This is a genomic window from Thermostichus sp. OS-CIW-20, assembly GCF_054061455.1.
This window is the reverse complement of the sequence record NZ_JBSSEF010000002.1, coordinates 133,610-159,297: the sequence shown is the minus strand read 5'-3', so window position 1 is coordinate 159,297 and position 25,688 is coordinate 133,610. Positions and strand designations below refer to the sequence as shown.

The 25,688-nt window shown below is 60.7% G+C and carries 23 protein-coding genes and 1 pseudogene; 10 read left to right on the top strand and 14 right to left on the bottom strand.

The features are described from left to right. Positions 1-194 precede the first annotated feature (194 nt). The 5 genes and pseudogenes from ACVWXC_RS01640 to psbE all read right to left on the bottom strand — a co-directional run bounded on the left by ACVWXC_RS01640 (position 195) and on the right by psbE (position 2,433). Positions 195-1,265 (bottom strand): annotated as a pseudogene (locus ACVWXC_RS01640) (RNA-guided endonuclease InsQ/TnpB family protein). Between the two features lie 304 nt (positions 1,266-1,569). Then, entirely contained in the window at positions 1,570-1,689 is a 120-nt protein-coding gene (locus ACVWXC_RS01635; RefSeq protein ID WP_011431222.1) for a photosystem II reaction center protein J, read from the bottom strand. A 140-nt stretch (positions 1,690-1,829) separates the two neighbouring features. After that, the gene (locus ACVWXC_RS01630) at positions 1,830-1,955 is read right to left on the bottom strand and encodes a photosystem II reaction center protein L (RefSeq protein ID WP_011431223.1); all 126 of its coding nucleotides are present in this window, start codon (positions 1,953-1,955) and stop codon (positions 1,830-1,832) included. A gap of 5 nt (positions 1,956-1,960) precedes the next feature. Beyond that, positions 1,961-2,104 carry a cytochrome b559 subunit beta gene (psbF, locus tag ACVWXC_RS01625; RefSeq protein ID WP_011431224.1) on the bottom strand — a complete coding sequence of 48 codons (144 nt, stop codon included), beginning with the start codon at positions 2,102-2,104 and terminating at the stop codon, positions 1,961-1,963. Between the two features lie 83 nt (positions 2,105-2,187). After that, the gene (gene psbE, locus ACVWXC_RS01620) at positions 2,188-2,433 is read right to left on the bottom strand and encodes a cytochrome b559 subunit alpha (protein WP_011431225.1); all 246 of its coding nucleotides are present in this window, start codon (positions 2,431-2,433) and stop codon (positions 2,188-2,190) included. A 316-nt stretch (positions 2,434-2,749) separates the two neighbouring features. Here psbE and ACVWXC_RS01615 point away from each other — a divergent pair, with 316 nt between their 5' ends. Continuing rightward, the gene (locus ACVWXC_RS01615; protein WP_099812837.1) at positions 2,750-4,450 is read left to right on the top strand and encodes an S-layer homology domain-containing protein; all 1,701 of its coding nucleotides are present in this window, start codon (positions 2,750-2,752) and stop codon (positions 4,448-4,450) included. Positions 4,451-4,755: 305 nt separating this feature from the next. Here the strand turns inward: ACVWXC_RS01615 and ACVWXC_RS01610 are convergent, their stop codons facing one another. Then, entirely contained in the window at positions 4,756-6,471 is a 1,716-nt protein-coding gene (locus tag ACVWXC_RS01610; protein ID WP_457390657.1) for a Ppx/GppA phosphatase family protein, read from the bottom strand. Between the two features lie 201 nt (positions 6,472-6,672). Between ACVWXC_RS01610 and thrS the strand changes: the two genes are divergently transcribed. Then, positions 6,673-8,484: a threonine--tRNA ligase gene (thrS, locus tag ACVWXC_RS01605; RefSeq protein WP_099887350.1), complete on the top strand. Its 1,812-nt coding sequence runs from the start codon at positions 6,673-6,675 to the stop codon at positions 8,482-8,484. A 121-nt stretch (positions 8,485-8,605) separates the two neighbouring features. Here the strand turns inward: thrS and malQ are convergent, their stop codons facing one another. From malQ to ACVWXC_RS01590, 3 genes are all read right to left on the bottom strand, one after another. Beyond that, complete coding sequence (malQ, locus tag ACVWXC_RS01600; RefSeq protein WP_099887349.1) at positions 8,606-10,195, bottom strand: 4-alpha-glucanotransferase; 1,590 nt, start codon at positions 10,193-10,195, stop codon at positions 8,606-8,608. A 155-nt stretch (positions 10,196-10,350) separates the two neighbouring features. Continuing rightward, a complete protein-coding gene (pyrE, locus tag ACVWXC_RS01595) occupies positions 10,351-11,022 on the bottom strand; it encodes an orotate phosphoribosyltransferase (protein WP_099813326.1) in 672 nt (223 codons plus the stop codon). Between the two features lie 166 nt (positions 11,023-11,188). Further along, positions 11,189-11,704, bottom strand: coding sequence for a MarR family winged helix-turn-helix transcriptional regulator (locus ACVWXC_RS01590; RefSeq protein WP_099812831.1), 516 nt, complete (start codon positions 11,702-11,704; stop codon positions 11,189-11,191). A gap of 384 nt (positions 11,705-12,088) precedes the next feature. Here ACVWXC_RS01590 and ACVWXC_RS01585 point away from each other — a divergent pair, with 384 nt between their 5' ends. Continuing rightward, positions 12,089-13,402 carry a D-alanyl-D-alanine carboxypeptidase gene (locus tag ACVWXC_RS01585; RefSeq protein WP_011431238.1) on the top strand — a complete coding sequence of 438 codons (1,314 nt, stop codon included), beginning with the start codon at positions 12,089-12,091 and terminating at the stop codon, positions 13,400-13,402. A 335-nt stretch (positions 13,403-13,737) separates the two neighbouring features. On the opposite strand, the gene hpf is transcribed toward ACVWXC_RS01585, so the two are convergent. After that, a complete protein-coding gene (hpf, locus tag ACVWXC_RS01580; protein WP_011431240.1) occupies positions 13,738-14,313 on the bottom strand; it encodes a ribosome hibernation-promoting factor, HPF/YfiA family in 576 nt (191 codons plus the stop codon). Positions 14,314-15,078: 765 nt separating this feature from the next. On the opposite strand from hpf, the gene ACVWXC_RS01575 reads away from it, so the two are divergent. The 4 genes from ACVWXC_RS01575 to ACVWXC_RS01560 all read left to right on the top strand — a co-directional run bounded on the left by ACVWXC_RS01575 (position 15,079) and on the right by ACVWXC_RS01560 (position 18,061). After that, positions 15,079-16,287, top strand: a complete 1,209-nt coding sequence (locus ACVWXC_RS01575; RefSeq protein ID WP_206336972.1) for a methionine gamma-lyase family protein — start codon at positions 15,079-15,081, stop codon at positions 16,285-16,287. Between the two features lie 136 nt (positions 16,288-16,423). Next, positions 16,424-17,179: a hypothetical protein gene (locus ACVWXC_RS01570; RefSeq protein WP_099812830.1), complete on the top strand. Its 756-nt coding sequence runs from the start codon at positions 16,424-16,426 to the stop codon at positions 17,177-17,179. Positions 17,180-17,509: 330 nt separating this feature from the next. After that, complete coding sequence (locus tag ACVWXC_RS01565) at positions 17,510-17,716, top strand: hypothetical protein (protein WP_071813530.1); 207 nt, start codon at positions 17,510-17,512, stop codon at positions 17,714-17,716. A gap of 27 nt (positions 17,717-17,743) precedes the next feature. Further along, the gene (locus ACVWXC_RS01560; protein WP_041438567.1) at positions 17,744-18,061 is read left to right on the top strand and encodes a TMEM14 family protein; all 318 of its coding nucleotides are present in this window, start codon (positions 17,744-17,746) and stop codon (positions 18,059-18,061) included. Positions 18,062-18,144: 83 nt separating this feature from the next. On the opposite strand, the gene ACVWXC_RS01555 is transcribed toward ACVWXC_RS01560, so the two are convergent. Continuing rightward, positions 18,145-18,774, bottom strand: a complete 630-nt coding sequence (locus ACVWXC_RS01555) for a DUF4384 domain-containing protein (RefSeq protein WP_240527818.1) — start codon at positions 18,772-18,774, stop codon at positions 18,145-18,147. Between the two features lie 218 nt (positions 18,775-18,992). On the opposite strand from ACVWXC_RS01555, the gene ACVWXC_RS01550 reads away from it, so the two are divergent. Beyond that, positions 18,993-19,430: a tetratricopeptide repeat protein gene (locus tag ACVWXC_RS01550; RefSeq protein WP_011431247.1), complete on the top strand. Its 438-nt coding sequence runs from the start codon at positions 18,993-18,995 to the stop codon at positions 19,428-19,430. Here the strand turns inward: ACVWXC_RS01550 and ACVWXC_RS01545 are convergent. The 3 genes from ACVWXC_RS01545 to ACVWXC_RS01535 form a co-directional block, all read right to left on the bottom strand. After that, positions 19,411-19,605: a hypothetical protein gene (locus ACVWXC_RS01545; RefSeq protein ID WP_011431248.1), complete on the bottom strand. Its 195-nt coding sequence runs from the start codon at positions 19,603-19,605 to the stop codon at positions 19,411-19,413. The two genes, ACVWXC_RS01550 and ACVWXC_RS01545, sit on opposite strands and share 20 nt — an antisense overlap. A 112-nt stretch (positions 19,606-19,717) precedes the next feature. Beyond that, positions 19,718-20,830 (bottom strand): threonine synthase, encoded by a 1,113-nt coding sequence (gene thrC / locus ACVWXC_RS01540; protein ID WP_457390662.1) that lies wholly within the window; start codon positions 20,828-20,830, stop codon positions 19,718-19,720. Positions 20,831-20,929: 99 nt separating this feature from the next. Further along, positions 20,930-22,453, bottom strand: a complete 1,524-nt coding sequence (locus ACVWXC_RS01535; protein WP_041438572.1) for an isochorismate synthase — start codon at positions 22,451-22,453, stop codon at positions 20,930-20,932. A 368-nt stretch (positions 22,454-22,821) separates the two neighbouring features. On the opposite strand from ACVWXC_RS01535, the gene menA reads away from it, so the two are divergent. Further along, a complete protein-coding gene (menA, locus tag ACVWXC_RS01530; protein WP_041438574.1) occupies positions 22,822-23,688 on the top strand; it encodes a 2-carboxy-1,4-naphthoquinone phytyltransferase in 867 nt (288 codons plus the stop codon). Between the two features lie 141 nt (positions 23,689-23,829). Then, positions 23,830-25,668 (top strand): LptA/OstA family protein, encoded by a 1,839-nt coding sequence (locus tag ACVWXC_RS01525; RefSeq protein ID WP_099812827.1) that lies wholly within the window; start codon positions 23,830-23,832, stop codon positions 25,666-25,668. Positions 25,669-25,688 lie beyond the last annotated feature (20 nt).

The window sequence follows — 25,688 nt, the reverse complement described above, 5'->3', positions numbered from 1 at the left end:
CGGTGCAAAACCCGCGTGGCAATAACTAACCTGGCGGAACTTAAGTCCGAAGTAAGCAGAACTTTGAGGTTATGCCTCAAAGGACTGTCTAGAGGCGTCTTGACAGCGCCTTCGCGAGTCCACTTTGGGCTGCGTAAGAATCCCCTGGGTGGGAGTGTCAAAGCCACCCTTCCCCTTCACGGGAGATGTGTAAACTACCGGGCTCCGACCGCTCCCCAACCCCCCGTATACGGGGGGAGGTAGGGGGGCTGGTTTACAGCAGCCCCCAATAATGCAATCACGTTGGCACCGTTAAAATCTGCATCCCCTTTCCAGCCACAGACCGAGTTCACACAACGAAAATGCTTCCCTTCCCGTTGCCCAATCCACAGGCACGGGTGGCAGGTCTGCGAGCTGTAGGCAGGCGGCACCACCCCAACCTGGATCCCGGCCCGCAGCGCCTTGTACTGCACAAACTGCTTCAGTTGATAGAACGCCCAACTATTCGACCGCCGCCGCTCTATCTTAACTGCGCGGCTGTCGGTTGGTGCGCTCCCTAATGCCACTCAGGTCTTCCAGGGCAATAAAACTGTGGGTGGCCTGCGCCCTCGACACAATCGCTTTGGAGATGCAGGGATTGACCCAGGTTTGCAAGCGTCTCTCCTGACCAGACAGCCGTTGCAAGAGTTGGCGGCATCTGCGCCGACTAGATCTTGTGCCCTGACTGGCTTTGCGTTGAAGTGACGCCCGCAGCCGGGAGGAGTGGTCTCTGACCTGGTTCAACGGCTGTCCATTCCAGTTGTCCTCCTCTGAGGTATGGGCAATATCTCTCCTCCCCAAGTCCACCCCCATCGCCTTGGGGGTGTCTGGCTCGACGCCAATCTGGATGTAGTGAGAACCCTCTTTGCGTTTGACCAACGTGGCCAATTTGGGATTGGTGCCGGCCAGCATCCCTCGTTGATAGTTGCCAATGGCCAACTCAAAGCGTTCCCGACCCTCTACGGTGGTCAGCGACACCGTCCAGTCGTTCTCGCGGAAGGAAAAGATGCGGGCATCGTAGGTCACGAAGCCTGCCTTGAAGGCCTTGACCGGACAGTTCTGTTGCCGGGCAACCTTACGCGACCCTGCCACCCGTCTGCATACCTGTTGTGCCAGGATAGCCCAAAGCAGGTACGAATCTCGCGCTAGCAGAGAGATTGGAGCTTGACGGCGTTGACTATCTTCTCTGGTGTGTTCTCATTCACCCAGTTCAAGGCCTGCACAAAGGCGTCCAGAGTCGCATCCAGCTTGGCGGCTTGCGACTCCGATACCTAAGGACTCCGTCCCGCTAGCGCGAACAGTTTGATAGTCAAGACTTGGGGCATGCTGTAACTATACATCAACAGACCGCATTCCTCCCGTCACTGACCGGCCCGGCCCCCGGCCCCCCAGTCCCCCCGTATACGGGGGGATACAGGGGGGCTGGGCGGGGGGATATAGGGGGGTACAGGGGAGCTCCCGCGGTTTCTAGCTGACCCGCATACCCCGAAACGAAACAGAGCGAGGGGTCTGTCTAGATTACTGCCCCTCGCCCTCCTCTACTTGTCTAAACTACACGGGCGCTCCAAGACCGGTATAGGAGCCATAGAAGAAAAGCCCAACCACCGTGACCACACCCAAACCGACAACCACAGCCACTATCCACAGAGGGATCCTTGCCTGACTAGTCATAGCAACTGGCCTCCAGAAGAAAAAGATAGGTCTAAAAAGTTGCACCCGTAGTCTGCAAAGAGAACCAAGGGCTGGCTAAGGTAAGCCTACATTGATCCCTGCAGCTTTTTCTCAACTTAAGACCAGAGACAAGTGAAGTCTCAGTTGAGAAAGTAGCTGGAAAACAACAGCCCCACCACAAACACCAGCAGCAAGCCCAAGTATAGGGAGGTGCGGTTTAGCTCTACCGGCTGGGTGTTGGGATTCTTCTCAGGTTGATCAGCCATGGGGTTCACCGTTGAATAAACTGCATTGCGGCAATAGCTCCCAAAAAGAAAACGGTTGGAATCGCCAAAGTATGCACCGCCAACCAACGAACAGTAAAAACGGGGTAGAAAACAGGCTCGTCAGGTTTGTTAACAGATTTGGTCGCCATAGTCCAGATCCTGCATCTTGGAACGCAAAATAGATTTACAAATCGCAACAACTAAAGAGTTGCCAGCCTGGCCCTGCTCTTTCCTAGCGAGTTAACTTTTCCAGTTGCTCAAGAGCGTTGAAGCGGTCGCTGACAATCGGTAACTCCTGCCGCTCTGCGGTGAAATACTCATTGGGGCGCGGGGTGCCAAAGATATCATAAGCCAAGCCGGTGCTGACAAAAAGCCAACCCGCCAAAAACAAAGCGGGAATGGTCAGGGCATGAATAACCCAGTAGCGGACGCTGGTAATAATATCGACAAAAGGTCGCTCTCCAGTGTTGCCAGCCATAAAACTCCTCCCTGCACTAGGGGCAAAAGGGCTCTTTGAGTCTATAACACAATGATAAGGAGTTGCATGCACAGCTACAAGTTACAAGACAATTGCTCAAGCTGTTTGCCGCCAAGCGAGGCCCCATCCTTGCATAGGTAAGATCTCCTAACAGCCTCTGAGTTCAACTCTAGGGCAGCGTGAGCCGGAACGCCTGGGGTAGGGGATCCCACTGCCAAAGGGCGCAATCGCGACTGACATCGAGGGCTTGAGGACACGGCGGAACTTTGAGATAAGCTGGCTCTGAGGGGATGTCAACGGAACAGGAGTAACAGCTATGCGGTGCTCGTGGCCCCTAGCCTTGGGCCTATGTTGGACGCTAGGCTGGTCAAGCCTCAGCTTGCCGGCCTGGTCGCAAGGGGTCGAGCAGCAAGCCTCGCTGGCCTGGGCCGATGCCTACGTGGCAGCGCTGGAGCGCCAGACGGACCTGGTGCTCACCCAGGAGCCGCTGTCGGCGACCTTGACTCGTCTGGAATTGGCCCAGTGGCTAACGGAGTTTTTCGGCTACGTCCCCAACCCCAACCAGGTACAAGAGATTCGGGATCTCGAGCCCAATACCCCCGACTATTGGACGGCCCAAGCGGTGCTGCAGGCGGGAGCGATGCGCCTGTACGAGGGCAACGAGTTTCGCCCGCAAGGAGATCTCACCCACCTGGAAGCCCTGGCTATTTTGGTGCGGGCCCTGCAATTGCCTGCTCCCAACCAGGACGATATTGAGCGCTGGATGGCTCTGTACACCGATGCTGCCGAGGTGCCGGAGGTGGGGCGGGCTTTTGTGGCGATGGCAGGGGAAGCAGGGCTATTGGTGAATGTGCCGGATCCGGCCCGGCTGCGGCCCAATCGGGTGCTCAGCCGAGCCGAGGGGGCGGTGCTGTTGCACCAGGCGCTGGTGTATCGCGGTCAGCTTCCGCCTTTGCCAGCTCCGGTGGCGCAGTTGCGTCCCTCTCCTGCTCCGGTGGCCAAGACTGTCCAACCCGAAATCTTGCAAACGCGGATTACCCCTGAGTCGGGAGTGGTGCCGCCAGGGGGAACTCTGACTGTTGAGGCCCAGGCCACTCCCAACGGCAGGGCCACCGTGGATATCGGCAGCTTGGTGCAGGGCTTGCCCATGCAGGAGGTGCAGCCCGGCTATTACCGCGCCGTTTACACCCTTGGCCCTCAGGACAGCGCCCTCAGTCCCGATATTCGTATCCAACTGAGCCTCAACGGACGGGAGACCCGCGTTCAGCGGCGGCTCCCTCAACTGGCCCTGGGCAATGTTGCTCCCCCGCCGGTGGAATCGGTGTTTCCGCCCCCATCCCCTCTGCCACAACCGGCCACCCCTGAGCCTGCTCCTCTGGCTCCAGTCGGCAACCGCTATCCGCGTATTGAGGCGATTCGCTTGGATCCCCAGCGCGACCTGGTGGAAGGGGATATTCTCACCATTGCCATCTGGGGGGACTCGGGGGGGATCGCCCAGTTTGATTTGGGGAATTTGGCCCTGAACCAGCCGATGCGGGAGGTGCGACCCCACCACTACGAGGGCACCTACGTGGTGGCCCCCACCCACCAAGCCAGCAACCCCGTTTTGCGAATTGTGCTCACTAAGGATGGCCTCAGCCAGGAACACCGGGAGATCTTTCCTTTTGCAATCGATGGATCTAAGGGAACCCGCTCCACCATCCAGCCGGTCTCCGCACCTGTCGCTGCTGGGCTGCCCCGGATTTTCAATGTCACCACCAACAGCACCAACCTGCGCATGGGCGAGATCCTCAAAGTTACGATGCGAGGGGATCCGGGGGGGCGGGCAGCTTTTCGCATCGTCGGGGTGACGCCGGAGGTGGAGATGCGGGAGGTGGCGCCCGGCCTCTACGAAACCCAGCAGCAACTGCCCTTCAACATGCAGCCGGTCAACAACGGCCTCGTTGAGGTGATCCTGGAGCGGGGCGGCCAAAGAGCCACCCAAACCAGCCCCTCGCCCATTACCATCGCTCCCTGAGCAAAACTTGCCGTGCAGCCTCGCGAGAACTTTATCCCGCTGGTGCAAACGGTAGCTAAAGGAATACGATCCGCTTGCCCAGCTATTGGCGTTCACCGGCAGCTTGGTAGTTACAGCCATCTCAAATGGCAATGAAACGTTTCTCTGCGTCGTTATTGCTACGCAACGCTGTCGCGGACGCGCCGGCCGTGCGGAGCACTATCCCCAACTCCCCTCTCCCTTTGGGAGAGGGGCCGGGGGTGAGGGTAGAGGGGGTCGGCGGCAAAGTGTCTTCGTCTTGTTTGAAACGACTATACGCCCCTTGGCTAGACGGCTGCCTCAAAGGGATCCGCGCTGCGCTGGATCTGGGTGGATAATTTGGGAATCACCTGCAGCTTGAACTGTTGCTCGAAGACCTTTTTCTTCTCGTTCAAGCTCCACAGCTCCAGGGCACAGTCGTCGTTGGGGTGCCTGGGATCCAAAATCAGCTCCATGCAGCGGGGGCCTTCTCCCAGAAGCTGAAAACGGCAGTGGAGAGCTTGGATGGCCTGCAGGCGGCGGCGATCCAGAGCACAGGCTATGCGCAGCAGGGGGCTGAGCTCGAGGACAACTTGGCGATCCCGCTCGTTGCTGAGGCGTTGAAAGTTCTCGTGCTTCTTCTTGGGGGGCGACTTGCGGTGGTAGCGGGCCAGGTTGGCGATCACCTCTATCTCTTCCTCGTTGAAGCCCAACAGCTCCCCGTGGCGGATCAGGTAGTAGGAGTGCTTGTGGTGGGCGGCATGGCTGATGAAGTGGCCGCAGTTGTGCAGCATGGCGGCCGCCCAGAGAAGAGCTCGCTCGCGGGAGCCCCAGGAGTGCAGGATGCCGCGGGTCTGATCGAAAAGACTGAGGGCAAACTCCGCTACCCGCTCGGCATAGGGGAGCTCCACCTGGTATTTTTCCGCCAGCTTGAGGATGCTGCGCCGCCGCACCGAGCTGTGGTAGCGCAGCCGATCTTCAATGAGCCCCTGGCCGATCATCCAATCCACGATCAGCCCTTCCCGCAGGGCCCGTTCGCAAAACTGGATCCGCTCCACCCCCAGCAGGGTCATCACCTCCTCCAAGATGACGGCCCCAGCCAGGATGATCTCCCCGCGTCTTTCCCCAAAGCCGGGCAGTTTTTGCCGTTCGGCCACGGTGAGGGAGCGCAGCTCTTTGACATAGGCCCGCAGGGCTTCCAGGCTGAACTCATACCCCTGCAGGCGAGTGGGGGCAGCGCCCAACCGACGGCGGGCATCCAACTGGGCCAGGCACTCGACGGTGCCAGAGGTGCCCACCAAAGGCAGGGATCCCTGTTGTTGTGAAGATGCGACGATCCGTTTCATCTGCTCAATGGGGGATTCCAGCATGCCGCGGATGTGCTGGCGCAGGGCTTGCAGTTCGGCAGAAGTGGGCGGATCGTGGTGCAAAAAAGCCTGGGTCAGACGCACTGCCCCTACCTTGATGCTGCGCAGAAACTCCGGCTCTTGGCCATTGCCCAAAATCAGCTCGGTGGAGCCGCCACCAATATCCACCACCGCGTGCAGCCGGTTGTGGAACTCCATCGCCGAGAGCACCCCCAGGTAGATGCGGCGGGCCTCTTCCTGCCCCGAGATTAACTCCACCCGCAGGCCCAGCTCCCGTTCAATCCGCTTCAAAAACTCCAGCCCATTGGGGGCCTCGCGCACAGCACTGGTAGCCACGGCAACAATATCCTGCACCTGAAAGCTCTCAGCAATGCGGCAAAATCGTTCCAGGGCCACTCGGGCCCGCTCCATGGCTGCAGGGGTCAGGGCACCCGTCTGGTTGCAGTATTCCCCCAGCCGGACGGTGGCTTTTTCGCGGGAGATGAGGGTGAAGCTAGGGATACGGGGATTGATGCGCACCACCACCATGTGGAGAGAGTTGCTGCCCACATCGATGGCGGCTATGACCGGAGCAACTCCAGACTCAGAAAGGGGGGCCGGTTTCGGTTCAGAGGCGGCGGCAGAGCGTTCGGCAAGGTTGGCGAGCGAAGAGACCATGAATGAATTCAGAGGTTGCGACACTTTGCGACACTTCTAGAATACTGTGTGCTTTCCCCCCTTTTTCTTGGCCGAGCTGTGGGTTTAAAGGCGACGGTCTTTCTTAAACAGAGAGTTGTCCCCGTTGGGGATCCCGGCTGTTCTGGCCTCAGACTAAGATAAAAGCACTGCAGAGTCATTTTTGTCGCCAAGCGGGTTCCGATGTCTCAACCAGCCGCATCCCCTCAACAGGCCAACAGCCCCCTCAAGCTGCTGCGTACCCACGAATCTCCCAAGCTGGAGCGCATCCGCCACACCACCTCTCACGTCCTGGCGATGGCGGTGCAAAGGCTGTTTCCCAAGGCCCAGGTAACCATCGGCCCGACGACCGACTATGGCTTTTACTACGACTTTGACCATCCCGAGCCCTTCACGCCGGAAGATCTGGAGCGCATCAAAAAAGAGATGCAGGCGATCATCAAGAAAGGCTTGCCGGTGATCCGCGAGGAGGTGAGCCGGGAGGAGGCCAGGCGCCGCATCGAGGCCCTCGGCGAACCTTACAAGCTGGAGATTTTAGATAGCATTCCCGAAGGCGAGCCGATCACCATCTACCATCTGGGGGATGAGTGGTGGGATCTCTGTGCCGGCCCCCACGTGGAAAACACGAAGGAGATCAACCCCAAAGCTTTTGACCTGCTCAGCGTGGCCGGCGCCTATTGGCGGGGGGACGAGACCAAGCCGCAGCTCCAGCGCATCTACGGCACCGCCTGGGAGACGCCGGAGGAGCTCAAGGAATACAAGCGGCGGCTGGAAGAGGCCAAGCGGCGGGATCACCGTAAGCTGGGCAAGGAGCTGGGCCTATTTATATTTGCCGATGAAGTGGGGCCGGGCCTGCCCCTTTGGACCCCCAAAGGAACTACTCTGCGCTGGGTGCTAGAGGATTTTCTCAAGCAGGAGCAGCTCAAGCGGGGCTATCTGCCGGTGGTGACGCCCCACATTGCCCGCGTGGATCTGTTCAAGATCTCCGGCCACTGGCAGAAGTACCGGGAAGACATGTTTCCCATGATGGCCGAGAGCGAGGAGGCGCGCGCCGCTGAACAGGGCTTTGTCATGAAGCCGATGAACTGTCCTTTTCACATCCAAATCTATAAATCAGAGCTGAGATCCTACCGCGATTTGCCGCTGCGCTATGCCGAGTTCGGCACCGTCTATCGCTACGAACAATCGGGGGAATTGGGGGGCTTGACCCGCGTTCGCGGCTTTACGGTGGACGACGCCCACTTGTTCGTTCGTCCCGATCAGTTGGAAGAAGAGTTTCTCAAGGTTGTCGATCTCATTCTGGTGGTTTTCGACAAGCTCAAACTCAAAGATTTTCGCGCCCGCCTCAGCTTCCGCGATCCCAAATCCGATAAATATCTGGGATCCCCGGAAGAGTGGGATATGGCCGAGAATGCCATTCGCCGCGCGGTGGAGAAGCTTTCAATGCCGCATTTTGAAGGGATCGGAGAGGCGGCTTTCTACGGGCCGAAGCTGGACTTTATCTTCCGCGACGCGCTGGATCGGGAGTGGCAGTTGGGCACGGTGCAGGTAGACTACCAAAACCCGCAGCGCTTTGACTTGTACTATGTGGCCGAGGACGGATCCCGGCAGCGGCCGGTAATGATCCACCGCGCTCCCTTTGGTTCGCTGGAGCGGCTCATCGGCATCCTCATCGAGGAATACGCGGGGGATTTTCCCTTCTGGCTGGCGCCGGAACAGGTGCGCATCTTGCCCGTTTCCGACCAATACCTGGGCTATGCCACCCAGGTGCGGGATCAGTTGCGAGAACAGGGGATCCGCGTCCACATCGATGCCGACAGCGACCGCCTGCCCAAAAAGATCCGCAACGCCGAGAAGGCCAAGGTTCCCTTCATGCTGATTGTGGGGGAAAAAGAGCAGGCAACTGGCACAGTGAGCGTGCGGCAGCGCCACGGCCAAGACCTGGGATCCCTGACGGTGGCGGAGTTCCTGGCCCAGGCACGAGCGCTGGACTAGAGATCCGGCTTCTTGTTTGGAATCTGGCTGGGATCCCTGGTGCCGGCAAATTGCTGCTGTTGGCGGCTTTGAGAACAGGTCTCTGCTGAGGCAAGCGAAGAACGGCGTTGAGAAAAGAGGTTCAAAATCTTTCAGGGAACCCAGCCGCCCGCTCTTGGGCCAGGGCTGCCCGCCGTTGCTCCAACTCTTGCGGAGAGATGCGCCCGTAGGTGACGCTCAGCTCCGCCAGCCGCTGGGCCAGCTCCGGCCGCAGCATCTCCTCGCGGTAGCGCCAGGCCCAGTTGTTCTCGGCCCTGCCGGGGAAGTTCATGCGCGCCTCTGCCCCCAGGCCCATCACATCTTGCAGGGGAATGATGGCCAGGTCGGCCACGGAAGCCAGGGCCAGGCGAATCAGATCCCAGTGGATGCCGTCGGATCCCTGGCAGCCCAGGTAGCGCAACAGGTTTTGCTTTTCCCACTCCGGGCGTTCTGGGTCATGAAACCAGCCCACCACGGTGTTGTTGTCGTGGGTGCCGGTGTAGACGACGAAGTTGCGCTCGTAGCTGTGAGGCAGATAGGGGTTATCGGGCCCCGAGCCAAAGGCAAAGAGCAGCACCTTCATGCCGGGCAGGCCAAATTGATCCCGCAGTTGCAACACCTCCGGCGTAATGTCTCCCAGATCTTCGGCGATCACCGGGATTTTCCCCAGCTTGTCGGCCAGCGCCTGAAAGAAGTCGGCCCCCGGCCCTTTTTGCCACTCGCCTTCTACCGCTGTTTCCGCAGCGCCGGGGATGGCCCAGTAGCTCTCGAAGCCGCGGAAGTGGTCGATGCGGACGCAATCCACCTGCTTGAGAATGGCCTGGATGCGCCGGATCCACCAGTCGTAGCCGCGGGCCTTGAGCACCTCCCAGTTGTAGAGGGGGTTGCCCCAGCGCTGCCCGGTGGGGCTGAAATAGTCGGGGGGCACGCCGGCTACCTGCAAGGGCCGTCCTTGTTCATCCAGGTGAAACAGCTCCCGGTTGGCCCACACATCGGCGCTGTTGGGGGCGACATAGATGGGTATGTCCCCGATGAGCTGCACTTGATGCCGGTGGGCGTACTCTCTTAGGGATCCCCACTGTTGGGCAAATAGATACTGCCAAAACATCTGCCGGGTGATGGCATCGGCATGGCGGTCACGGGCCTCTTGCAAAGCCAGGGGATCCCGTTGTGCCAAGGCTGGATCCCATTGGGTCCATTCCTGGTCGCCATACACCTCTTTGAGGGCCATGAACAGGGCGTAGTCCGGCAGCCAATCGGCCTCGGCAGCACAGTAAGCTTGAAAGGCTTCCCAGTCGGCGGCGGTGGCCTTGTCTTTGAAGGTGGCCCAGGCGCGGCGCAACAAGCCCAGCTTGAAGGGGATCACGGTTTCGTAGTCCACCCGCTCAGCATTCCCCGCCTGGATGGCTGGCCATTGGGGCAGATCCTGCCAGCCGTTGGGTTCCAGCCAGCCGGCTTTCACCAGCAGCTCCGGGCTAATCAGCAGTGGGTTGCCGGCAATGGCAGAAAAGCTCATGTAGGGGGAGTTGCCCCAGCCGGTGGGGCCAAGGGGCAGCACCTGCCAGAGGCGCTGGCCGCTTTCCACCAGAAAATCCACAAACCGGTAGGCAGCCGGCCCCAGATCGCCGATGCCAAATGGCCCCGGTAGCGAGGTGGGGTGCAAGAGGATGCCACTGAGTCTGCCCATGCGCATGGCTAAACCCTTTTCGCCCTATTTCACCGCCTATCCTGTCACTTCTACAGCCCAATGACAGCTACCAATCGACAAAACCAAGACCAAAGGTCAAAAGCGCCAACGGCCTTTTTGGCTTGGCCAGCTCTTGCAGCGGAGGAGAGATGGGGAGCCTCTCAAGAGCAGGCTTGGGAACCCCCCTCACCTCCCAAAACCGGCCAGCCCACCAAGCCCTGGCGGAGACTCTGATGGCAGGCACGCACCTCTTCAAGGGTAAACAGGCGGCGAAAGGGGATCCCCATTTCGCGGTAACGGGCCTCTGCCCCTTCCAGTCGATCCACCAAAGCCAGGATCCCTTCTGCCCGATAGCCCGCTGCCCGCACCCGCTCGACAGCCTTGAGAGCCGAGCCGCCGGTGGTCACCACATCCTCCAAGATCCAAACCCGGCTGCCCGCCGGCAACTCCGGCCCCTCGATCCAGGCCTGGGTGCCATGTCCCTTAGGCTCTTTGCGGACAATCAGGGCCGCCAGGTTGGCCGGCTCAGCCTGCAGAGAGGCCAAACTCACCGCTGTGACCAAGGGATCCGCCCCCAAGGTCATGCCGGCAACTGCCTCGGTCTCAGGGGGCAGTAGCCGATGCAGCAGGGATCCCACCAGGTAGGCTCCCTGGGGGTGGAGGGTAACCGGCTTGCAGTTGATGTAGTAAGTGCTTTGCTGCCCAGACGTGAGGGTAAAGGATCCCTCGCGGTAGGCCAGTTGGGCCAGCAAATACAGCAATTTCTCCCGCGCCTCAGCCGAGGAAAGACTTAAGGGAGAACAGTCTAGGAGCAACACAGCAGGGATCCCCATCAGCTCAACCGTCAACCCATAGATGCGGCAATAACTAACCTGGAGGAACTTCAGTCCGAAGTAAGCAGAACTTTGAGGTTATGCCTCAAAGGACTGTCTAGGGGCGTCTTGACAGCGCCTTTACGAGTCCATTTTGGGCTGCGTAAGAATCCCCTGGGTGGGAGTGTCAATAGGACAAGCGATGGTGCGGCTCTGCCACCACCGCGGCCTCCGACTCCTCCGACAAGTGGGCAATCAGCCGATCCACCAGCCGCGACAGGGTTGCCCGTTCTTCTAAGCTGAGACAGCCGTAGGTCTGCTCCCGCAACTCCCAAATGAGAGGGGGCAAAATTTCTTTCAACTTCTCTCCGGCAGGGGTGAGGTAAACCCGCCAGATCCGCCGATCCTTGGGATCCCGCTGCCGCCGGATCAGCTCCCGTTTCTCCATGCCGTCCAAGACACCGGTCATGGTACCCCCCAACTGCTGCAGGCGCTCGCAGATAGTGGAGGTGGGGATCCCGTCTTCTTCCCAGAGGCAGCAAAGCACCACCCAGTGGGAAGCGGTCAGGCCGAAGGGCTCCAGGTAGGCCTGAAATTTCCGCCGCACCAATTGCGACAACAGCCGAAGGCGATAGCCCAGGGAATAAGGGGCCAGAATCTCGCGCCATCGCTCCAGGAAGGCTTGTTTCTCCAACTGAGCCATCGCTGAGGGTTCCCCATGGGTGGCTGAGAATGCTTAGAGCTTAAATTCTTCCATTCTAACCTTCTATAAAGAGCGGCCAAAAGCAGCTCATCATCCGTTACAAAAGCGTTACAGGCTTTACAACAAAAGTTACAGTGGAGGGTTGGGCGAGGGGCGAATCTCCCGCCAATTAGCATCAGCTAGGAACCAAATTAAGCTTGGCGTGACAGGGATCCCGCTCTTCTGTGTGAAGGAAGAAAATGCCGATTTGCCCATCTGGGGTCGCCTCGGCAAAAGAGGGGCAGTGGGCAAGGGGAAAATTTGCCAGAGCCATTGAGATGGCACTAGAGTAGCTTCAAGTTTTGCCAGCTCGTTCTCTTTGCCAATGTCTTTTGGGAGGTCAGCATGTTGTCTATCCTACAGGGGTTGAGCTCCCAGCGCCGTTTCCTCTGGGCAGGGATCCCGTTGGTTTGTTCTCTGGCCCTGGGGGCCTGCTGGAACAACCGCAGCAGTGCCGAAACCCCCTCTCAGGGTGTCCAGGCTGAGGTTACAGCAGCGGCGCAAAACCCCTTCCCCCCCATCCCCACCCCGCCGCCGCCGCTGCCTTCCCCCAGTGGCACGCCCGGCCTTCCCCCCTGGTGGCCCCGTGGGCAATCGTCGCAGTGGCAGGATTCCCCCTACGCCGTGGCCTTGTCCGGTTTTTTGCAGGGATTGGCGGCCCAAGGGGGAGCGCTCTCTCAACAGGGGATCCTGCTTTGGACAGCCGAAGGCGAGCTCTTGGCGGAGCACCTGCTGGATCGGCCTTTGCCGGTGGGGGCTTTGGATCAATTGGCCCTCAGCCTGATGGCGCTGGAAAAGTGGGGCTATGAGTATCGCTTCCAAACTCGCTTCTACACCACCAGCCACCGCTCCGGCCAGCGCTTGACGGGAGACTTGGTCGTGGTGGGCGGCGGGGATCCCTATTTCCGGGAGGCCAATGTGGCCGAGCTGGCCCGCCACCTGCACAACCTCGGCATTCGCCAGATCGACGGCGAGGTGAAGGTGGTGCCCCCCTTCCGCTTGCTGGGTCAGCCTGACTCTCTGGCCAGCGCCCGCCGGCTTGCCGAGCTCCTCCGAGATCCCCAGGGGCCCTATCCTGTGACCCTCGGCGGCTCCGGGTCAACGTTAAGGGAGCTGCCGGAGGAGATCCATTGCCTGGCCGGCTACACCTCGCTGCGCCTGGGATCCCTGCTACAAATCCTCAACGGCGGCAACGATCGGGCCATGGCAGAAGCCCTGTTGGCGGAGCTGGCAGGCAGAACAGCCCTGCTGGAGTACCTGCAGCAGCGGTTGGTAGCTCAGCCGGTTGCCCATCTGGATCCCAAACTGGCCCCTGCCCAGTTGGAAATTCGCCTTGGCCCAGGCGGGCAAGAGCTGTACCTCTCCCCCCGCGCCCTGGCCCATCTGTGGGAACATCTGCTTGAGGCCACAGACGGGGATCCCAGGCGTGTCCTGCCAGTGGCCGGGGTCGGCCACAGCCCTTTGCAGCTCCGCGCTCTGCCCCCGGGCACGATCGCCCAGGTGGGCTCTGCCGCCAACCGACTGATGATGGTGGGGCAGCTTCCGGATGGCACCCGTTTCGTCTTACTCAACCACGGCCCGGATCTGGGCGTCTTGCGCCAGCACCAGGATCAGTTCCTGCAGCAGGTGCTGGCCGTTGGGGAGCCTCTCCGCCGCTGAAGAATAGAGCCCTCTCCCTTCTCTTTTCTTCGAGGCCCTCTTGGTCGGGGAGCCACGGTGCAAACGGCTCCCCAACATCTAGTTGGCCGATCCCTGACTTTCCCCTCTCCCTTGTGGGAGAGGGGCTGGGGGTGAGGGCAGCTTTTACGATTGGAAGAAGGCGGGAATTAAAGAGGAGGGCAAAGCTGCCTAGGGCTGGCCAAGCCAAGGATCGGTCTCGCCTCGCAACTGGCAGGATCTCCTGCTGCATCACCATCTCAAGCAGCTCATCCACCTGATCCAGCAGGCGCTGCCCCTGAGACCTAAGGCAAACAAGAAAGCCCGCAGGGTCTCCTCTAGGGATGGGGGCGGATCAGCCCGTAGCCGCCGTGCTTGCGGACATAGATGACGTTGATCTCGCCGTTTTCGATGTTGCGGAACACGTAAAAATCATGATCCACCAGCTCCAACTGGTGCAGCGCCTCCTGAACTGTCATGGGAGGCATGGCGAAATACTTGGTGCGCACCACCTCAGGGGGCAGCTCTGCTTGCCGTTCTGTATTCAGAGGATCGGTGAGGGGCTGCTGGGCCACTGCCACCGAGGTTTTGGGAGAATGGCGGATGCGGTGAACGCCGTTGCGTTCTTTATATTTGCGCAGCTTGCGGGCCAGCTTGTCGGCAACGCGGTCAATGCTGGCGTAGAGGTTCTCGCTGCTTTCCTCCGCCCGGATGACGGTGCCGTTGGCGTAGACGGTAACTTCGGCAGATTGGTTGGCACTGATGCGGGGGTTACGGGCTACCGATAGATTGACATCCACTTCACTGGTGATCTGGGCAAAATGTTTGACAGCCCGCTCGATTTTTTCTTGAACGTAGCTGCGGATGGCGTCGGTAATCTCGACGTTTTTCCCTTGGATCACAAGCTTAGTCATGGGTACTCTCCCGGTTGTGTCAGTTTACACCTAAAGTTAGCGCCTCACCCTCGCAAAGGATCCCTAGGAAACAGCCCCCACCTCAGGCATGATCGCGGCCCGGCAACTTGCAGAAAGGGCTACGCCAGAAGATCAAGATCGGCTTTGGCATCGGCACTAACCTCTTGGGTTAAGTCTAAGTTAACATCTCCCCCAGGGATCTGGTTCAGGGGTTAAGAATAAATTTAGGCCGTCTTCATTTTTAAGGGATTGGGAGCCAGCACCACTTCTCAGGCAAGGAGAGGTTCCCTGAATTCGGAACTCCAAATTCAAGTGGAGAAGGTCTCCAGACTGCTCGAAAAGGGCAAACTTAGTGGCAGAACTTACACAGATAGGTTCTGCCGAAAATGCTTTTACTAAACTTAAATTCAACAGAGAGAATCAGCACTTGCTGAATCGACCTCTGCTCTCAGGGCGAGCATCTCCTTATTGTTTATTGCTATCTTTTCTCTTTTCTCCTTACAGAACTTGTGGCCATTATACAACCTGGTGAGCCAGGGTGCTTTTTCCAGCTCAGACAGAGACTGAAAGGGAGAATGAAGAGATGTTGACTGAAGTTAAGCTTTTTATAAGATAGGGATCCCGTAGAAATATCGTTACCAAGAGCAGGTCTGAAAAGCCGTTTTTGGCCTCTGTGGCCGACCTGCTAGCCGGAAGGCCGGTTTGCTTAGAAGAAGTGGGGTGGACCCGGTGGTCAGAGAGATCTCTTGGAAAGCGAAGGAGCTTTTGGACAAAGCAGAAGCAGCTTTGCAGGATCAGTTTCAGGCGATAGATAGGGTCCTTAGGGAGAACCTGGCGCGGGTGCTGCAGGCCTTCCGCGACCAGCAGGTGGGATCCCATCACTTTGCCGGCGTATCGGGCTATGGTCACGACGACCGGGGACGAGAGGTTTTGGATCGGGTGTTTGCCCAGATCATGGGCTGTGAGGCGGCGCTGGTGCGGCTGCAAATGGTGTCTGGCACCCATGCCATTGCCTGTGCCCTGTTTGGCGTGCTGCGGCCGGGGGATGAGCTGTTGGCCATCACCGGCCCCCCCTACGACACTCTGGAGGAGGTGATCGGCCTGCGGGGATCGGGGCGGGGATCCCTGCGGGAGTTCGGCGTTACCTATCGTCAGTTGGATCTGCGGGAAGGAGATGTCGATTGGCAGGCCCTGAAAACGGCCCTCAAACCGCAAACCCGCCTGGTTCACATCCAGCGCTCCTGTGGCTATGACTGGCGTCCCAGCTTTTCCATCGCCCAGATTGCCGAGATGATCCAGATCGTCAAGGCACAAAACCCGGAGGTGGTGGTCTTGGTCGATAACTGCTATGGCGAGTTTGTGGAAACCCAAGAGCCCACCCACGTGGGCGCAGATTTGATTGCTGGATCCCTAATCAAAAATCCAGGCGGCACCCTGGCCCCGGCGGGGGGCTATGTGGCGGGGCGGGCCGAGCTGGTGGAGCAGGCTGCCTGCCGGCTGACAGCGCCAGGGATCGGCTCGGAAGGGGGAGCAACTTTCGATCTCAATCGCCTGCTGTTCCAGGGGCTGTTTTTGGCTCCACAGATGGTGGCCGAAGCGGTCAAGATCGCCCATCTGGCCGCCCAGGTGTTCCACGATCTGGGCTATCCTGTTTCCCCGTCACCCCAGGTGTCCCGCACCGACATCATCCAGGCCATTCAACTGGGATCCCCGCAGAAGTTGCAGGCCTTTTGCCGCGCTATCCAAAGCAGCTCGCCAGTGGATTCCTACCTCACCCCGATCCCAGAAGTGATGCCCGGCTATGCCGACCCGGTGGTGATGGCGGCGGGCACTTTTGTTGCCGGCAGCAGCGCCGAGCTCTCCGCCGATGGGCCAATGCGCGAGCCCTACATCGTCTACTTACAGGGGGGGACCCATCTCAGCCACGGGCGGTTGGCCCTAGAGGCCGTCTTGCAAGCTTGGGATGCTCTGTAAATTGCCGTCCCTGGCCGGGCTCCGCCCAAGGAGTAGAATTGAGTCTGTGGTCTCCATTCCCTCTAGACGGATCCTCGTCGATTGGATGTCGAGCTTATGTTCTAGTTCTGGGTTTTTCCTCGGTTGGGGATCCCGTTTGGCCCTTGCTTGGGTGGCTTTGGGGTTGGCCAGCGGCTGTCGGCTGTTGAACCCCGTGGGAGAGGGGAGCACACAAGTGGGAGCCGCCTTGACTCCCTCTCCCCTGTGGAGAGGCAGCCAAACCCTGACAGGAACTCTTGAAGGGGGGGACGAGGTCAGCCCCCAGTACGGCAGCTACTGGGATGGGATCCCTGTGGCCGCCGAGGCGGGCCAGATCCTGATCGCCGCCCTGGAGAGCGAAGACTTTGACCCTTACCTGGAGCTGGTGGACGGCCAAGGGCGGGTAATCGGCTTTGACGACGACTCCGGCCCAGATGTTAATGCCCTCTTGGCGGTGCGGCTGCTGCAGGAAGGCACCTACACCTTGCGGGCCACAAGCTTCAAGCCGGCATCCACTGGCACCTACCGGCTGACCTACCGGCTGGCCCAGGTCGATTGGCAGCAAACGGTGTCGGGCCGTCTGCAGAAGGGATCCGCCCAACACCCTGAAGACGGCAGTTGGATGGAAGAACACCCCATCGCTGCCCGGGCCGGCCAGATCCTACTCGCTTCGATGGCCAGCTCTGATTTCGATGCCTTTTTGCAACTGTTGGACCCGGAGGGAGAGGTGATGGCTTGGGATGACGACCAAGGCGGCGGCAGCGATGCCCTGATAATTGCCTTTTTGCCTCGCAGCGGCACCTACACCCTCCGGGCCAACACCCACAAACCAGGAGAAGAAGGAGCCTATGGGTTGCAGTACGCCCTGCACTAGCGTCCAGGCCTGCCAAGCTTCTGCGCCTTCCCTGAGAAGTTTTGGCCGGTCTGCCTGTAAGCCTTTTGATGCCGATGTCGAGATTGGGCAAGAGTCATTATTGCTTTATTTTATTAGCGCTGGAAGCTTCTGGTTCAGAGCCTTCTGAAGCAGGGTTGGTTGGGGTTTGCTGAGGTTTATGGGAAAGCATGACATCTTATCCTAAGTTGTGACGGAGCTGAAATGTTGCCTTCATGGACAGGGCGTTTTCCCTAGAATGGGATCGATGGCCTAGACCCCTCTTTCTCTTGCACTTTCGCAGTTCAGCCCTTACCCTACACAATGGATGCCATGACCCCTGAAATGGTACGCCAGTTCTGGTCTTTGGTCAGCGAGATCGGCAGGCCAGATTGGCTCAATCAGCGCGACGATGACTTGGTGAATCTGCTTCTGAGTGCTTGCCAAAAAAAACATGCCCTCAGCAACGTCGATGCCTCAATTCTCAACCGCTACATCAGCATCCGCCTGCCCTTGATTCGTGAAATTGTTGTCGACTAGACCGAGCTAGGGGGGTTTTTCCCAGCCATGATGGCCGCACAGATGACTTTGCTCGTCTATGGAGCGCTGCTTTTGCTAGGCGGGGTCGTCGGCTATGTGAAAGGCAGAAGCTCCAAGTCGTTAATTAGCGGCCTGGTGGGGGCCGCCCTCAGCGGCGTCAGCTACGGGCTACTGGGAACAGATCCCCGCTGGGGGCTGGGTCTGGGCTTGGGGACGGCGGTGCTGGGATCCCTTCTCTTTGCCCTGCGCTACCGCAAAACCGGCCAATTTCTGCCTGCTGGTCTAATGCTGGTGGTGAGCTTGGCGGCTGTTCTTCTCCTAGGCCTCAGCTTCGGCTCGGTCTAGGCCGGCAGCGGCAAGACAAGCCTGCTTGGCTGTCGGTTCCAGACTCTGGGATTAGGGCGGGTCTGGGATCTCCATTGCCGGGGTCACCACGGTGCAACCCGATAGAAGCGAGTGGTGGTCACCCACTCGGTGGCAGGGATCTCCTCGACGACGATGGCGCGGGCGATGGCATCGCCCAGTTGGGATCCCCGTACCCGTACATTGGCAAAGGAGCCACCCTGCTCAAAAGAGGCAATCTCCTGGAAGTTGAGGGGACGGAGGGAGGCCACCGCCAATACTTGGGCTTGGCCAAAGGGCGGGGCGATGGTCAGGCGGTAGCGGGCGCCAGGGGGCGGGAAGGTGCGCGCTTCGCCGGCCCGCAAAAACTCGTTTCCACCCGAGAAGCGGTTGGGCAAAATCAAATGGGTGCGGCCATCGGCTTGGATGCTGAAGAGGTAGACGTAAGCGTCGCGATTGGTGCTCACGGTAATGGCAATCGGCTCGCCGGGCCGGTAGATGGGGTTAGAGCCGCGCCGATCCAGCTCCAGGTTGACCTGCAAGTTGGAAGGCACTGGGTTGACGATGATGGAGCGGGTGCCGGTTTCCAGCCGATTGTCGGCCAGTTGTAGCCTTTGCAGCGGGGGGTAGAGGCCCAGGGTCTGCGGGAAAACGGCGGTGGCCGGAGCCATCGACAGCCCCAAAGCCAGCGGCAGGAAGACCAGTTTGGCGTTCATAGTTCACACCTGACAATCAGTGGCTATGTTCATCCTAGGAAGGGGCAGAGTTCGACCGGAGCAGGCTTCGCGCAGTCTCAGATCTCCTGCTGATGCAGTTTCCCCTGCCGCAGATGGCAGGCCCAGGGGGGAAAAGGCGCTGAGAAAACTGGGAGATCCTGTCTGGAAAGGGCTAAGCTGCAGATTGGGGATCCCTCGACTCGAGCCCAACCTTGCCTATGGCCGGCGACAGTTACCAAGAAGGCATTGCGGCGGTTCAGGCAGGCGATTTTCCGGCTGCCATCCAGGCCTTTCGCCGGGCAGTTGCCGAGGATCCCGCGCACACCGAAGCTCGCTACAAGCTGGCCTGGGTGCTGGGCATGAGTGGCTATCTGGATCCGGCACTGGCCGAGCTGGAGGCCGTGTTGGCGGCAGATCCCACCCATGTTGCAGCCCACTACAACCGGGGAGCCTTGCTGTTGCAAAAGGCTCAACTGGAAGCAGAGGTGGATGGACAACTCGATCTCGAGGTCCTGCGGCAGGCCGAAGCGGCTTTTCAAACCGTGATGCGCTTGGATCCCAACGATCAACGGGCCTATGCCTTTCTCACTTTGGTCAGGCGAGCCATCCGCAACTATCAGTCGCCCGCGCAGCCTTCTAGCCGCAGTGACGAGTAAACCCCTGCACCAGGACTTCCAGGGGGGGAACGCCGGGATCCCCCAGCTCGGCTGCCACTTCTTGAGAAACCTGTCTCACCACTTCCGCAGGCAGTTGCAGCTTGTCCACCAACTGCCAAAAGTCCTCTAGCTCTTCCCAATTCAGCCAAGGCTCCTCTACGGGCGCTGGCGGCAATTACCAGGTAGCCCACCTGAGAAGGAGACGCCTCTCGGCTTCGTCGCCAACTTGAGCCAGCACCCCATTTATCCAGGGGTACTACCAGGTGGCACAACCACGACCAGCGGCGCTAAAAGCCCATCAGGCGGGCTACAGCAGCCAAATCGGGGGCTACTCCTGTGTGGATGGCGGCGGATCCCTGTTGGGCGGCCGTGTCGGGATCCTTAAGGCCGTTGCCGGTGAGCACGCACACCACCTGGGCGCCGGCAGGCACCTGATCCCGCCATTTCAGCAATCCAGCTACTGCAGCGGCACTGGCCGGCTCGCAGAAGATCCCTTCCTCCGCCGCCAGCAGACGATAGGCGGCCAGGATCTCCTCGTCGGTTACACTATCCACCCGGCCACCGCTGGCCTGGACGGCCGCCTTGGCCTTCACCCAACTGGCAGGGTTGCCGATGCGGATGGCCGTAGCCACCGTTTCCGGGTGTTCCACCACCCGGCCCAGAACGATGGGAGCGGCGCCGGCAGCCTCAAAGCCGTAGAGACGCGGGCGGCGGCTAGCCTTGCCCTGCTGATGGTACTGACAAAACCCCATCCAGTAGGCGGTGATGTTGCCGGCATTGCCCACGGGGATACAGAGCCAGTCGGGGGCATCCCCCAAGGCATCCACCACCTCGAAGGCGGCGGTCTTCTGCCCCTCCAGCCGAAAGCGGTTGACAGAATTGACCAGGGCCACTGGGTAAGCTTCCGCCAGTTGCCGCACCATAGCCAGCGCCTGGTCGAAGTTGCCCTGGATGGCGATGATCTCGGCCCCGTACATCAGGGTCTGGGCCAGCTTGCCCTTGGCCACGTAGCCATCTGGGATCAGCACGTAGGCCCGCAGGCCCCCTTTGGCCGCATAGGCAGCGGCTGCTGCCGAGGTATTGCCGGTGCTGGCACAGATGATGGCCTCTGCCCCCGCCTCTTTGGCTTTGGACACTGCCATGGTCATGCCCCGATCCTTGAAGCTGCCGGTGGGGTTGAGGCCCTCCAGCTTCAGGTAAACCTGGCAGTCTCGCCCCAGCCGTTGGCTCAGCGCGGGAGAGGGGATCAAAGGAGTATTGCCCTCATGCAGCGTCACTACGGGGGTGCTGGAGCTGACGGGGAGCCAGTCCCGGTAGTGCTGGATCAGGCCGGGCCAGAGCCCCACTTGCGCGCGGGATCCGGCCGTACGAGAGGAATGGGTGGGATTCAGGGTCACCATGCTGCCGAGCAGTCGAGGCCAACGGAAGGGCCAGCTTCTTAACTGTAACCGTTTGCGAAGCAGTTGGAGCAGCTCTCTCCCCTGCCGGATCGAGAGGATCTAGTCGGGCAAGGGCTGCAAGGCCAGCGCCTGGGCCAGAGAATGCAACTTGAGGCGGATCTCGGCCAGCTCCTGGGCGGGGTTGGAATCGGCCACGATGCCGGCGCCGGCATACAGGCGGGCCCGCTTCCCCGCGATCAAAGCCGAGCGGATCCCAACCACCAACTCGCCATTGCCCTGCAAGTCCACCCAGCCCAGCGGGGCGGCATAGCTCGAGCGGTCAAAGGGCTCCCACTGCTCCAGCCACTGCAGCGCCGCCTGCTGCGGATAGCCTCCCACCGCTGCGGTGGGGTGGAGCTGGGCCAACAGGTCGAACAGATGCACCTCCGTAGGGAGTTCGGCCTCGATCACCGTTTGCAGATGCTGGATGTTGGCCAAACGGCGCAGCCGTGGCTGAGGGGAGATCCGGGGCTCCATCCCCAGCCGGCCCAGAGCCTCTTGGATCGAGCGCACCACCCACTGGTGTTCGCGGCGGTCTTTGGGGCTGCGGAGCAGTTGCTCGGCCAACATGCGATCCTGGTGGCCGTTGGCGCCGCGGGCGACGGAGCCGGCCAGCGCATCGATCTGCACCCGGCCCTGCCACACCGACAGTAGCCGTTCTGGGCTGGCTCCCAAGAAGATCTGGGGAGGAAAATCCCTCTGGCTTTCCAGGGCAAAGGCGAAGACGCTGCAATCGGGGTGATGGGCCTCCAGATAGGCCAGCAGCGAAGGGATCGGGGGAGGGGAGGGCAACGCCAGATCCACAGCCTCTGCCAGCACCACTTTTTCCAGGGATCCCGCCTGAATCGCTTGCAGGGCTTTTTGAATGCGAGCCAAGAGAGGTGTTTCCGCTACCGCTACCGGTAGAGGGGGCTGCAGCTCCCAACCGGGCAAGGGAGCCTGGGAAAGACGCTGCATGCGGGCAAAAAAAGCGGCAATCTGGCCAGCCAAGGCCGCCGGGTCGCTTTCGGGGCCGACTTCTAGGTTAAGCCGCGCCACCGTCAGCTCCCCCCCCACCTGCAACAGTTGCCAGCGCGGCAGGACCAGTGCTGCCCCCCCGCCGCTCCTGGGGGCAAAGCCAAAACGGCAGAAGCACAAAGGGCGCTCCTGACGGCTGCTTGGGGACTCTAGGTTGCCAGGAGCGGTGTGGACATGGGGCTGTAGGGCTTGCACAAAGGCCCGTGCCGCCTGAAATCTCCCCTCTCCTGAAAGGTCGAGCTGCCGCAGGGATCCCCACCCCAGCACCCGCACCCTTTCCCCTTGCGCCTGGTGGGAGAGATAGCAATAGCTAGAGGAGCGGTTGGGGGGGAGCGAGCCCAACTGCCGGGTCAGCACTGCCAGCGGATCTAGCCCTGAGATGGGCTGCGATAGGCTGAGAATCTGGGGGATCCCCCGCGCTCGCGCCATCTCTTGGCAGGTCGCTAGCAGGGGATCCCAGGCGTGTTCCACCTCTGCTGGCCCAGCAGAGGCGTGAATGGGCGGCCAGGCTCTGGGCCATTTCGTGCGTCCGGACCCACCCTTCCAGGGGAAAAGAGAAGAAGTCATGCGCAAGCAAAAGAGAACGATCCTACCTTGGCCGAAAACAGGACAACCGTCATCTCAACCGGCAAGGGAAGCTGCAGAAAGGCGTTTCAGGATATGAGATTAGGGGGGCAGCCGGCAGCTCAGGCTCGCCAGCGCCGGATCCCAGGCGTTTCTTTACGGATTGCAAGGTTTCTTAGCATCCTTGGGGATGGGAACAGAAGCCCCCTAACCTAACAAATACAGAGCAAACACAGAACCCAGAGAGAGCTAGATCCAACATGCTCGCACAGCCGGAACCGTCAAAGAGAACGCGCAGGAGTCCAAAGGCCAGCCCAGTACAGCTTGCGGAAAAGGGCACTTGGGAGGGCCGCTCTCGGCGACAGTTGTGGATGGCCGCCCTTAAGCCCCCCATGTACAGCGTGGCGATCATGCCCATCTGGGTGGGATCCGCCATCGCCTACGCCCAGTCAGGGGCGATGGATGTGGGGGTTTTGGCGGTGTTTCTGGGGGCCGCCATCTGTCTTTTGGCTTGGGTCAACATCAGCAACGACGTGTTTGATGCCCAGACGGGGGTGGACAAAAACAAGCTCCACTCGCTGGTCAGCTTGACGGGCAGGCCGGTTCAGGTGTTTTGGGTGGGCAACGCCTTTTTGGCTTTGGGGCTGGCGGGGATCCTGTGGCTGAGCTGGCGGCAATCGGATCCGACGGTGCTGCTATTGGTGCTGCTGGCCTGCGGGCTGGGCTACGCCTACCAGGGGCCGCCCCTGCGCCTGGGCTACTACGGCCTGGGGGAGCTCCTCTGTTTTTTGAGCTTCGGGCCGCTGGCGGTTTTGGCCGCCCACTACAGCCAAAGCCAAAGCTGGTCGCTGCCAGCCCTGGCGGCCTCACTGGTGGTGGGGATGGTCACCAGCTTAATTTTGTTTTGCTCCCATTTCCATCAGGTGGAGGACGATCTGGCTGCCGGCAAGCGCTCGCCGGTGGCCCGCCTGGGCACTCGGCGCTCCGCCCGTCTCATCCCCTGGATCTGCGGCAGCATTTTTGGCCTGCTGCTGCTGTTTGTCGGGCTGGGGGCTTTTCCGGCTTGGACGTTGCTGGGTTTTGCCGGGATCCCCTTTGCGGTGCGGCTATCCCGCCTGCTGGGGGCCTATCACGACCAGCCGCAGCGGATCAGCCATTCTAAGTTCATCGCCGTCGGCCTCCACTTTTGGCTGGGGCTGTTTCTGGGGCTGGGCTTTATCCTCAGCCGTCTGGGATAAGCCAGAACCCTAGAGGTGATCGGGATCCCGCCGAGGCGGCCCGCAAATTGCGATAAGCTACAGCCTAGTGTGCCGGCTTGGGTGTTGGCCCCGCTGGGGCTCATGGGTTAGGGATCAACGTAAGGCAGCGGCGAGAACAGGATGCGGCGATTTTTCAATTCCAACCTGGGGGTGGCGCTCTTGGGAACCGGCCTCTTGGCTGCTCTGGTTGCCTGGGCCTTGTCCATCGACATCGAAGAGGTAAAGGTGGAGCCCCTTCCCCCGGATCAGCCCCTTTCCGTCAGCCGCAGGGTAGATATCTTGGGTCGTCGAGGGGGCCAGCGGCGTTGGCGTCTCATCGCCGACCAGGTGGAGCTAAGAGCTGGGCAACAGGTGTTTGAGCAGGGGGCGCACGGCTACTTCTACGGAGATGGCGCCGACCGCCAAGAAGAGGTGCCGGATCCCTTTTTTGCCAGCAGCGAGCGGATGATTTGGCAGGCCAAGCGTGCCCGCTACGACGCCACCGCCGACGCGTTGTATCTGGATGAGGGGGTGGAGGTGAGAAGCGAGGATGGCAGCCTGCTTCTGACCCGTGCTCTGCGAATCACCCCCGAAGAGCGCATCGAGGTGCCGGAGGCCTTCACCCTCAAAGGGCAAGAAATGATCCTAGAGGGCCGCTCCGGCTCGTTTAACTTCCAATTTGCCCTCCTCAGCGCCCAGCAGGGCAAGCTAACGGTGTTGCCCTTGGATTCGGAGTCCTCACGCCCAGCAGCCGCGCCCATGAGCGACCCGACCAGCGCTGGGGCGGATCCCACTTCTACCATCATCACCGCTGACCAGCTCACCTACGACCGGGCCAACCAGGTGGCCGAAGGGAAAGGGAACCTGCGCATTCGCGAAGGCGGCCTCGAGATTCGCGCCCCTCAGGGCACCTACCTGCGCCGACAGGCCCAGAGCATTCTCTCCGGCGGCGTGGTGTTGCAGGAGGTGGCCGATGTCGGCAGCCGGGATCCCCTCTTGGCGGATCTGCGCTTGGCCCAGGCTGATCCCCAGGCGACCCCAGCCCAGCAGGATCAGGAGGTCACCATCGTCGCCGACCGCCTCACCTACGACCGCAACACGCAAATTGCTCGCGGGGAAGGCAACCTGGAAATCCGCCAGGGGGAAACCATCATCCAGTCGGCCCAGGGCACCTACCGCCGCCGCGAATCCCAAAGCCTGCTGACGGGGGGGGTTACCCTGCGCGAGCCTGGGCGGGTGCTCACCTCCGCCCGCTTGGAGGGCAACCACCGCGACAAGATCTTCTTTTTTGAAGAAAACGTCCTCTACCGGCAGATGGCCACCTCTACCCCAGCTCCTGGCGGCGGATCCCTGACGGAGGAGCTGCGCCAAGCCGAAACGGAAGTGCGGGCCGCCCGCCTGGTTTACAACTCTCGTACCGGCACCTCGGAGTTTAGCGAGGCCGTCGAGTTCATCCAGCGGGGGCGCAAGGCCAAGGCCAACCAGGCCACCATTACCCCTGAGAAGGTGGAGCTGCGGGGAGAGGTGGTGATCGAGCAGATCGAGGGGGACTGGCTGGCGCGGCGTCTGCAAAACCCCCAGACCCAGGCCGATGTGGACCAGCCGACGGTGATCTACGCCGACCGGGTGGAGATCGATCAGGCCAGCGGCGATGCCCGCTTCTTCGGCAATGTGGTTATCGTGCAGGCCAACCGCGCCATCGAAGGGGATCGCGCCGAGTACTCCGACCAAGGGCAGATTTTCAGGATCACCGCCGACCAGGCTCCCGTCCTCCTCTGCGATCGCGGCGAGCTCAATCCGATTCCCCGCGAGAGCACTGCACCGCTGCCCGGTCGCGATGCTCTGGATCAGATGTGCCGGGGCGCCAACCGCCTCAGCGGCAGGCTGGTCACCCTGAACTTGGAGCGGGATGAGTACACCGTGGAAGGGGACGAGCAGCAGCAGGGGATGTTTCAATTCCGCATCACCGACGCCCTCTGACGGGATCCCAGCGGAGCTGG

Bases quoted from the DNA above. Each gene is read 5' to 3' on its own strand.
- ACVWXC_RS01635 (WP_011431222.1), bottom strand. From the start codon at position 1,689: ATGACTAGTCAGGCAAGGATCCCTCTGTGGATAGTGGCTGTGGTTGTC.
- ACVWXC_RS01630 (WP_011431223.1), bottom strand. From the start codon at position 1,955: ATGGCTGATCAACCTGAGAAGAATCCCAACACCCAGCCGGTAGAGCTA.
- psbF (WP_011431224.1), bottom strand. From the start codon at position 2,104: ATGGCGACCAAATCTGTTAACAAACCTGACGAGCCTGTTTTCTACCCC.
- psbE (WP_011431225.1), bottom strand. From the start codon at position 2,433: ATGGCTGGCAACACTGGAGAGCGACCTTTTGTCGATATTATTACCAGC.
- ACVWXC_RS01615 (WP_099812837.1), top strand. From the start codon at position 2,750: ATGCGGTGCTCGTGGCCCCTAGCCTTGGGCCTATGTTGGACGCTAGGC.
- ACVWXC_RS01610 (WP_457390657.1), bottom strand. From the start codon at position 6,471: ATGGTCTCTTCGCTCGCCAACCTTGCCGAACGCTCTGCCGCCGCCTCT.
- thrS (WP_099887350.1), top strand. From the start codon at position 6,673: ATGTCTCAACCAGCCGCATCCCCTCAACAGGCCAACAGCCCCCTCAAG.
- malQ (WP_099887349.1), bottom strand. From the start codon at position 10,195: ATGCGCATGGGCAGACTCAGTGGCATCCTCTTGCACCCCACCTCGCTA.
- pyrE (WP_099813326.1), bottom strand. From the start codon at position 11,022: ATGGGGATCCCTGCTGTGTTGCTCCTAGACTGTTCTCCCTTAAGTCTT.
- ACVWXC_RS01590 (WP_099812831.1), bottom strand. From the start codon at position 11,704: ATGGCTCAGTTGGAGAAACAAGCCTTCCTGGAGCGATGGCGCGAGATT.
- ACVWXC_RS01585 (WP_011431238.1), top strand. From the start codon at position 12,089: ATGTTGTCTATCCTACAGGGGTTGAGCTCCCAGCGCCGTTTCCTCTGG.
- hpf (WP_011431240.1), bottom strand. From the start codon at position 14,313: ATGACTAAGCTTGTGATCCAAGGGAAAAACGTCGAGATTACCGACGCC.
- ACVWXC_RS01565 (WP_071813530.1), top strand. From the start codon at position 17,510: ATGACCCCTGAAATGGTACGCCAGTTCTGGTCTTTGGTCAGCGAGATC.
- ACVWXC_RS01560 (WP_041438567.1), top strand. From the start codon at position 17,744: ATGATGGCCGCACAGATGACTTTGCTCGTCTATGGAGCGCTGCTTTTG.
- ACVWXC_RS01555 (WP_240527818.1), bottom strand. From the start codon at position 18,774: ATGAACGCCAAACTGGTCTTCCTGCCGCTGGCTTTGGGGCTGTCGATG.
- ACVWXC_RS01550 (WP_011431247.1), top strand. From the start codon at position 18,993: ATGGCCGGCGACAGTTACCAAGAAGGCATTGCGGCGGTTCAGGCAGGC.
- thrC (WP_457390662.1), bottom strand. From the start codon at position 20,830: ATGGTGACCCTGAATCCCACCCATTCCTCTCGTACGGCCGGATCCCGC.
- ACVWXC_RS01535 (WP_041438572.1), bottom strand. From the start codon at position 22,453: ATGACTTCTTCTCTTTTCCCCTGGAAGGGTGGGTCCGGACGCACGAAA.
- menA (WP_041438574.1), top strand. From the start codon at position 22,822: ATGGCCGCCCTTAAGCCCCCCATGTACAGCGTGGCGATCATGCCCATC.
- ACVWXC_RS01525 (WP_099812827.1), top strand. From the start codon at position 23,830: ATGCGGCGATTTTTCAATTCCAACCTGGGGGTGGCGCTCTTGGGAACC.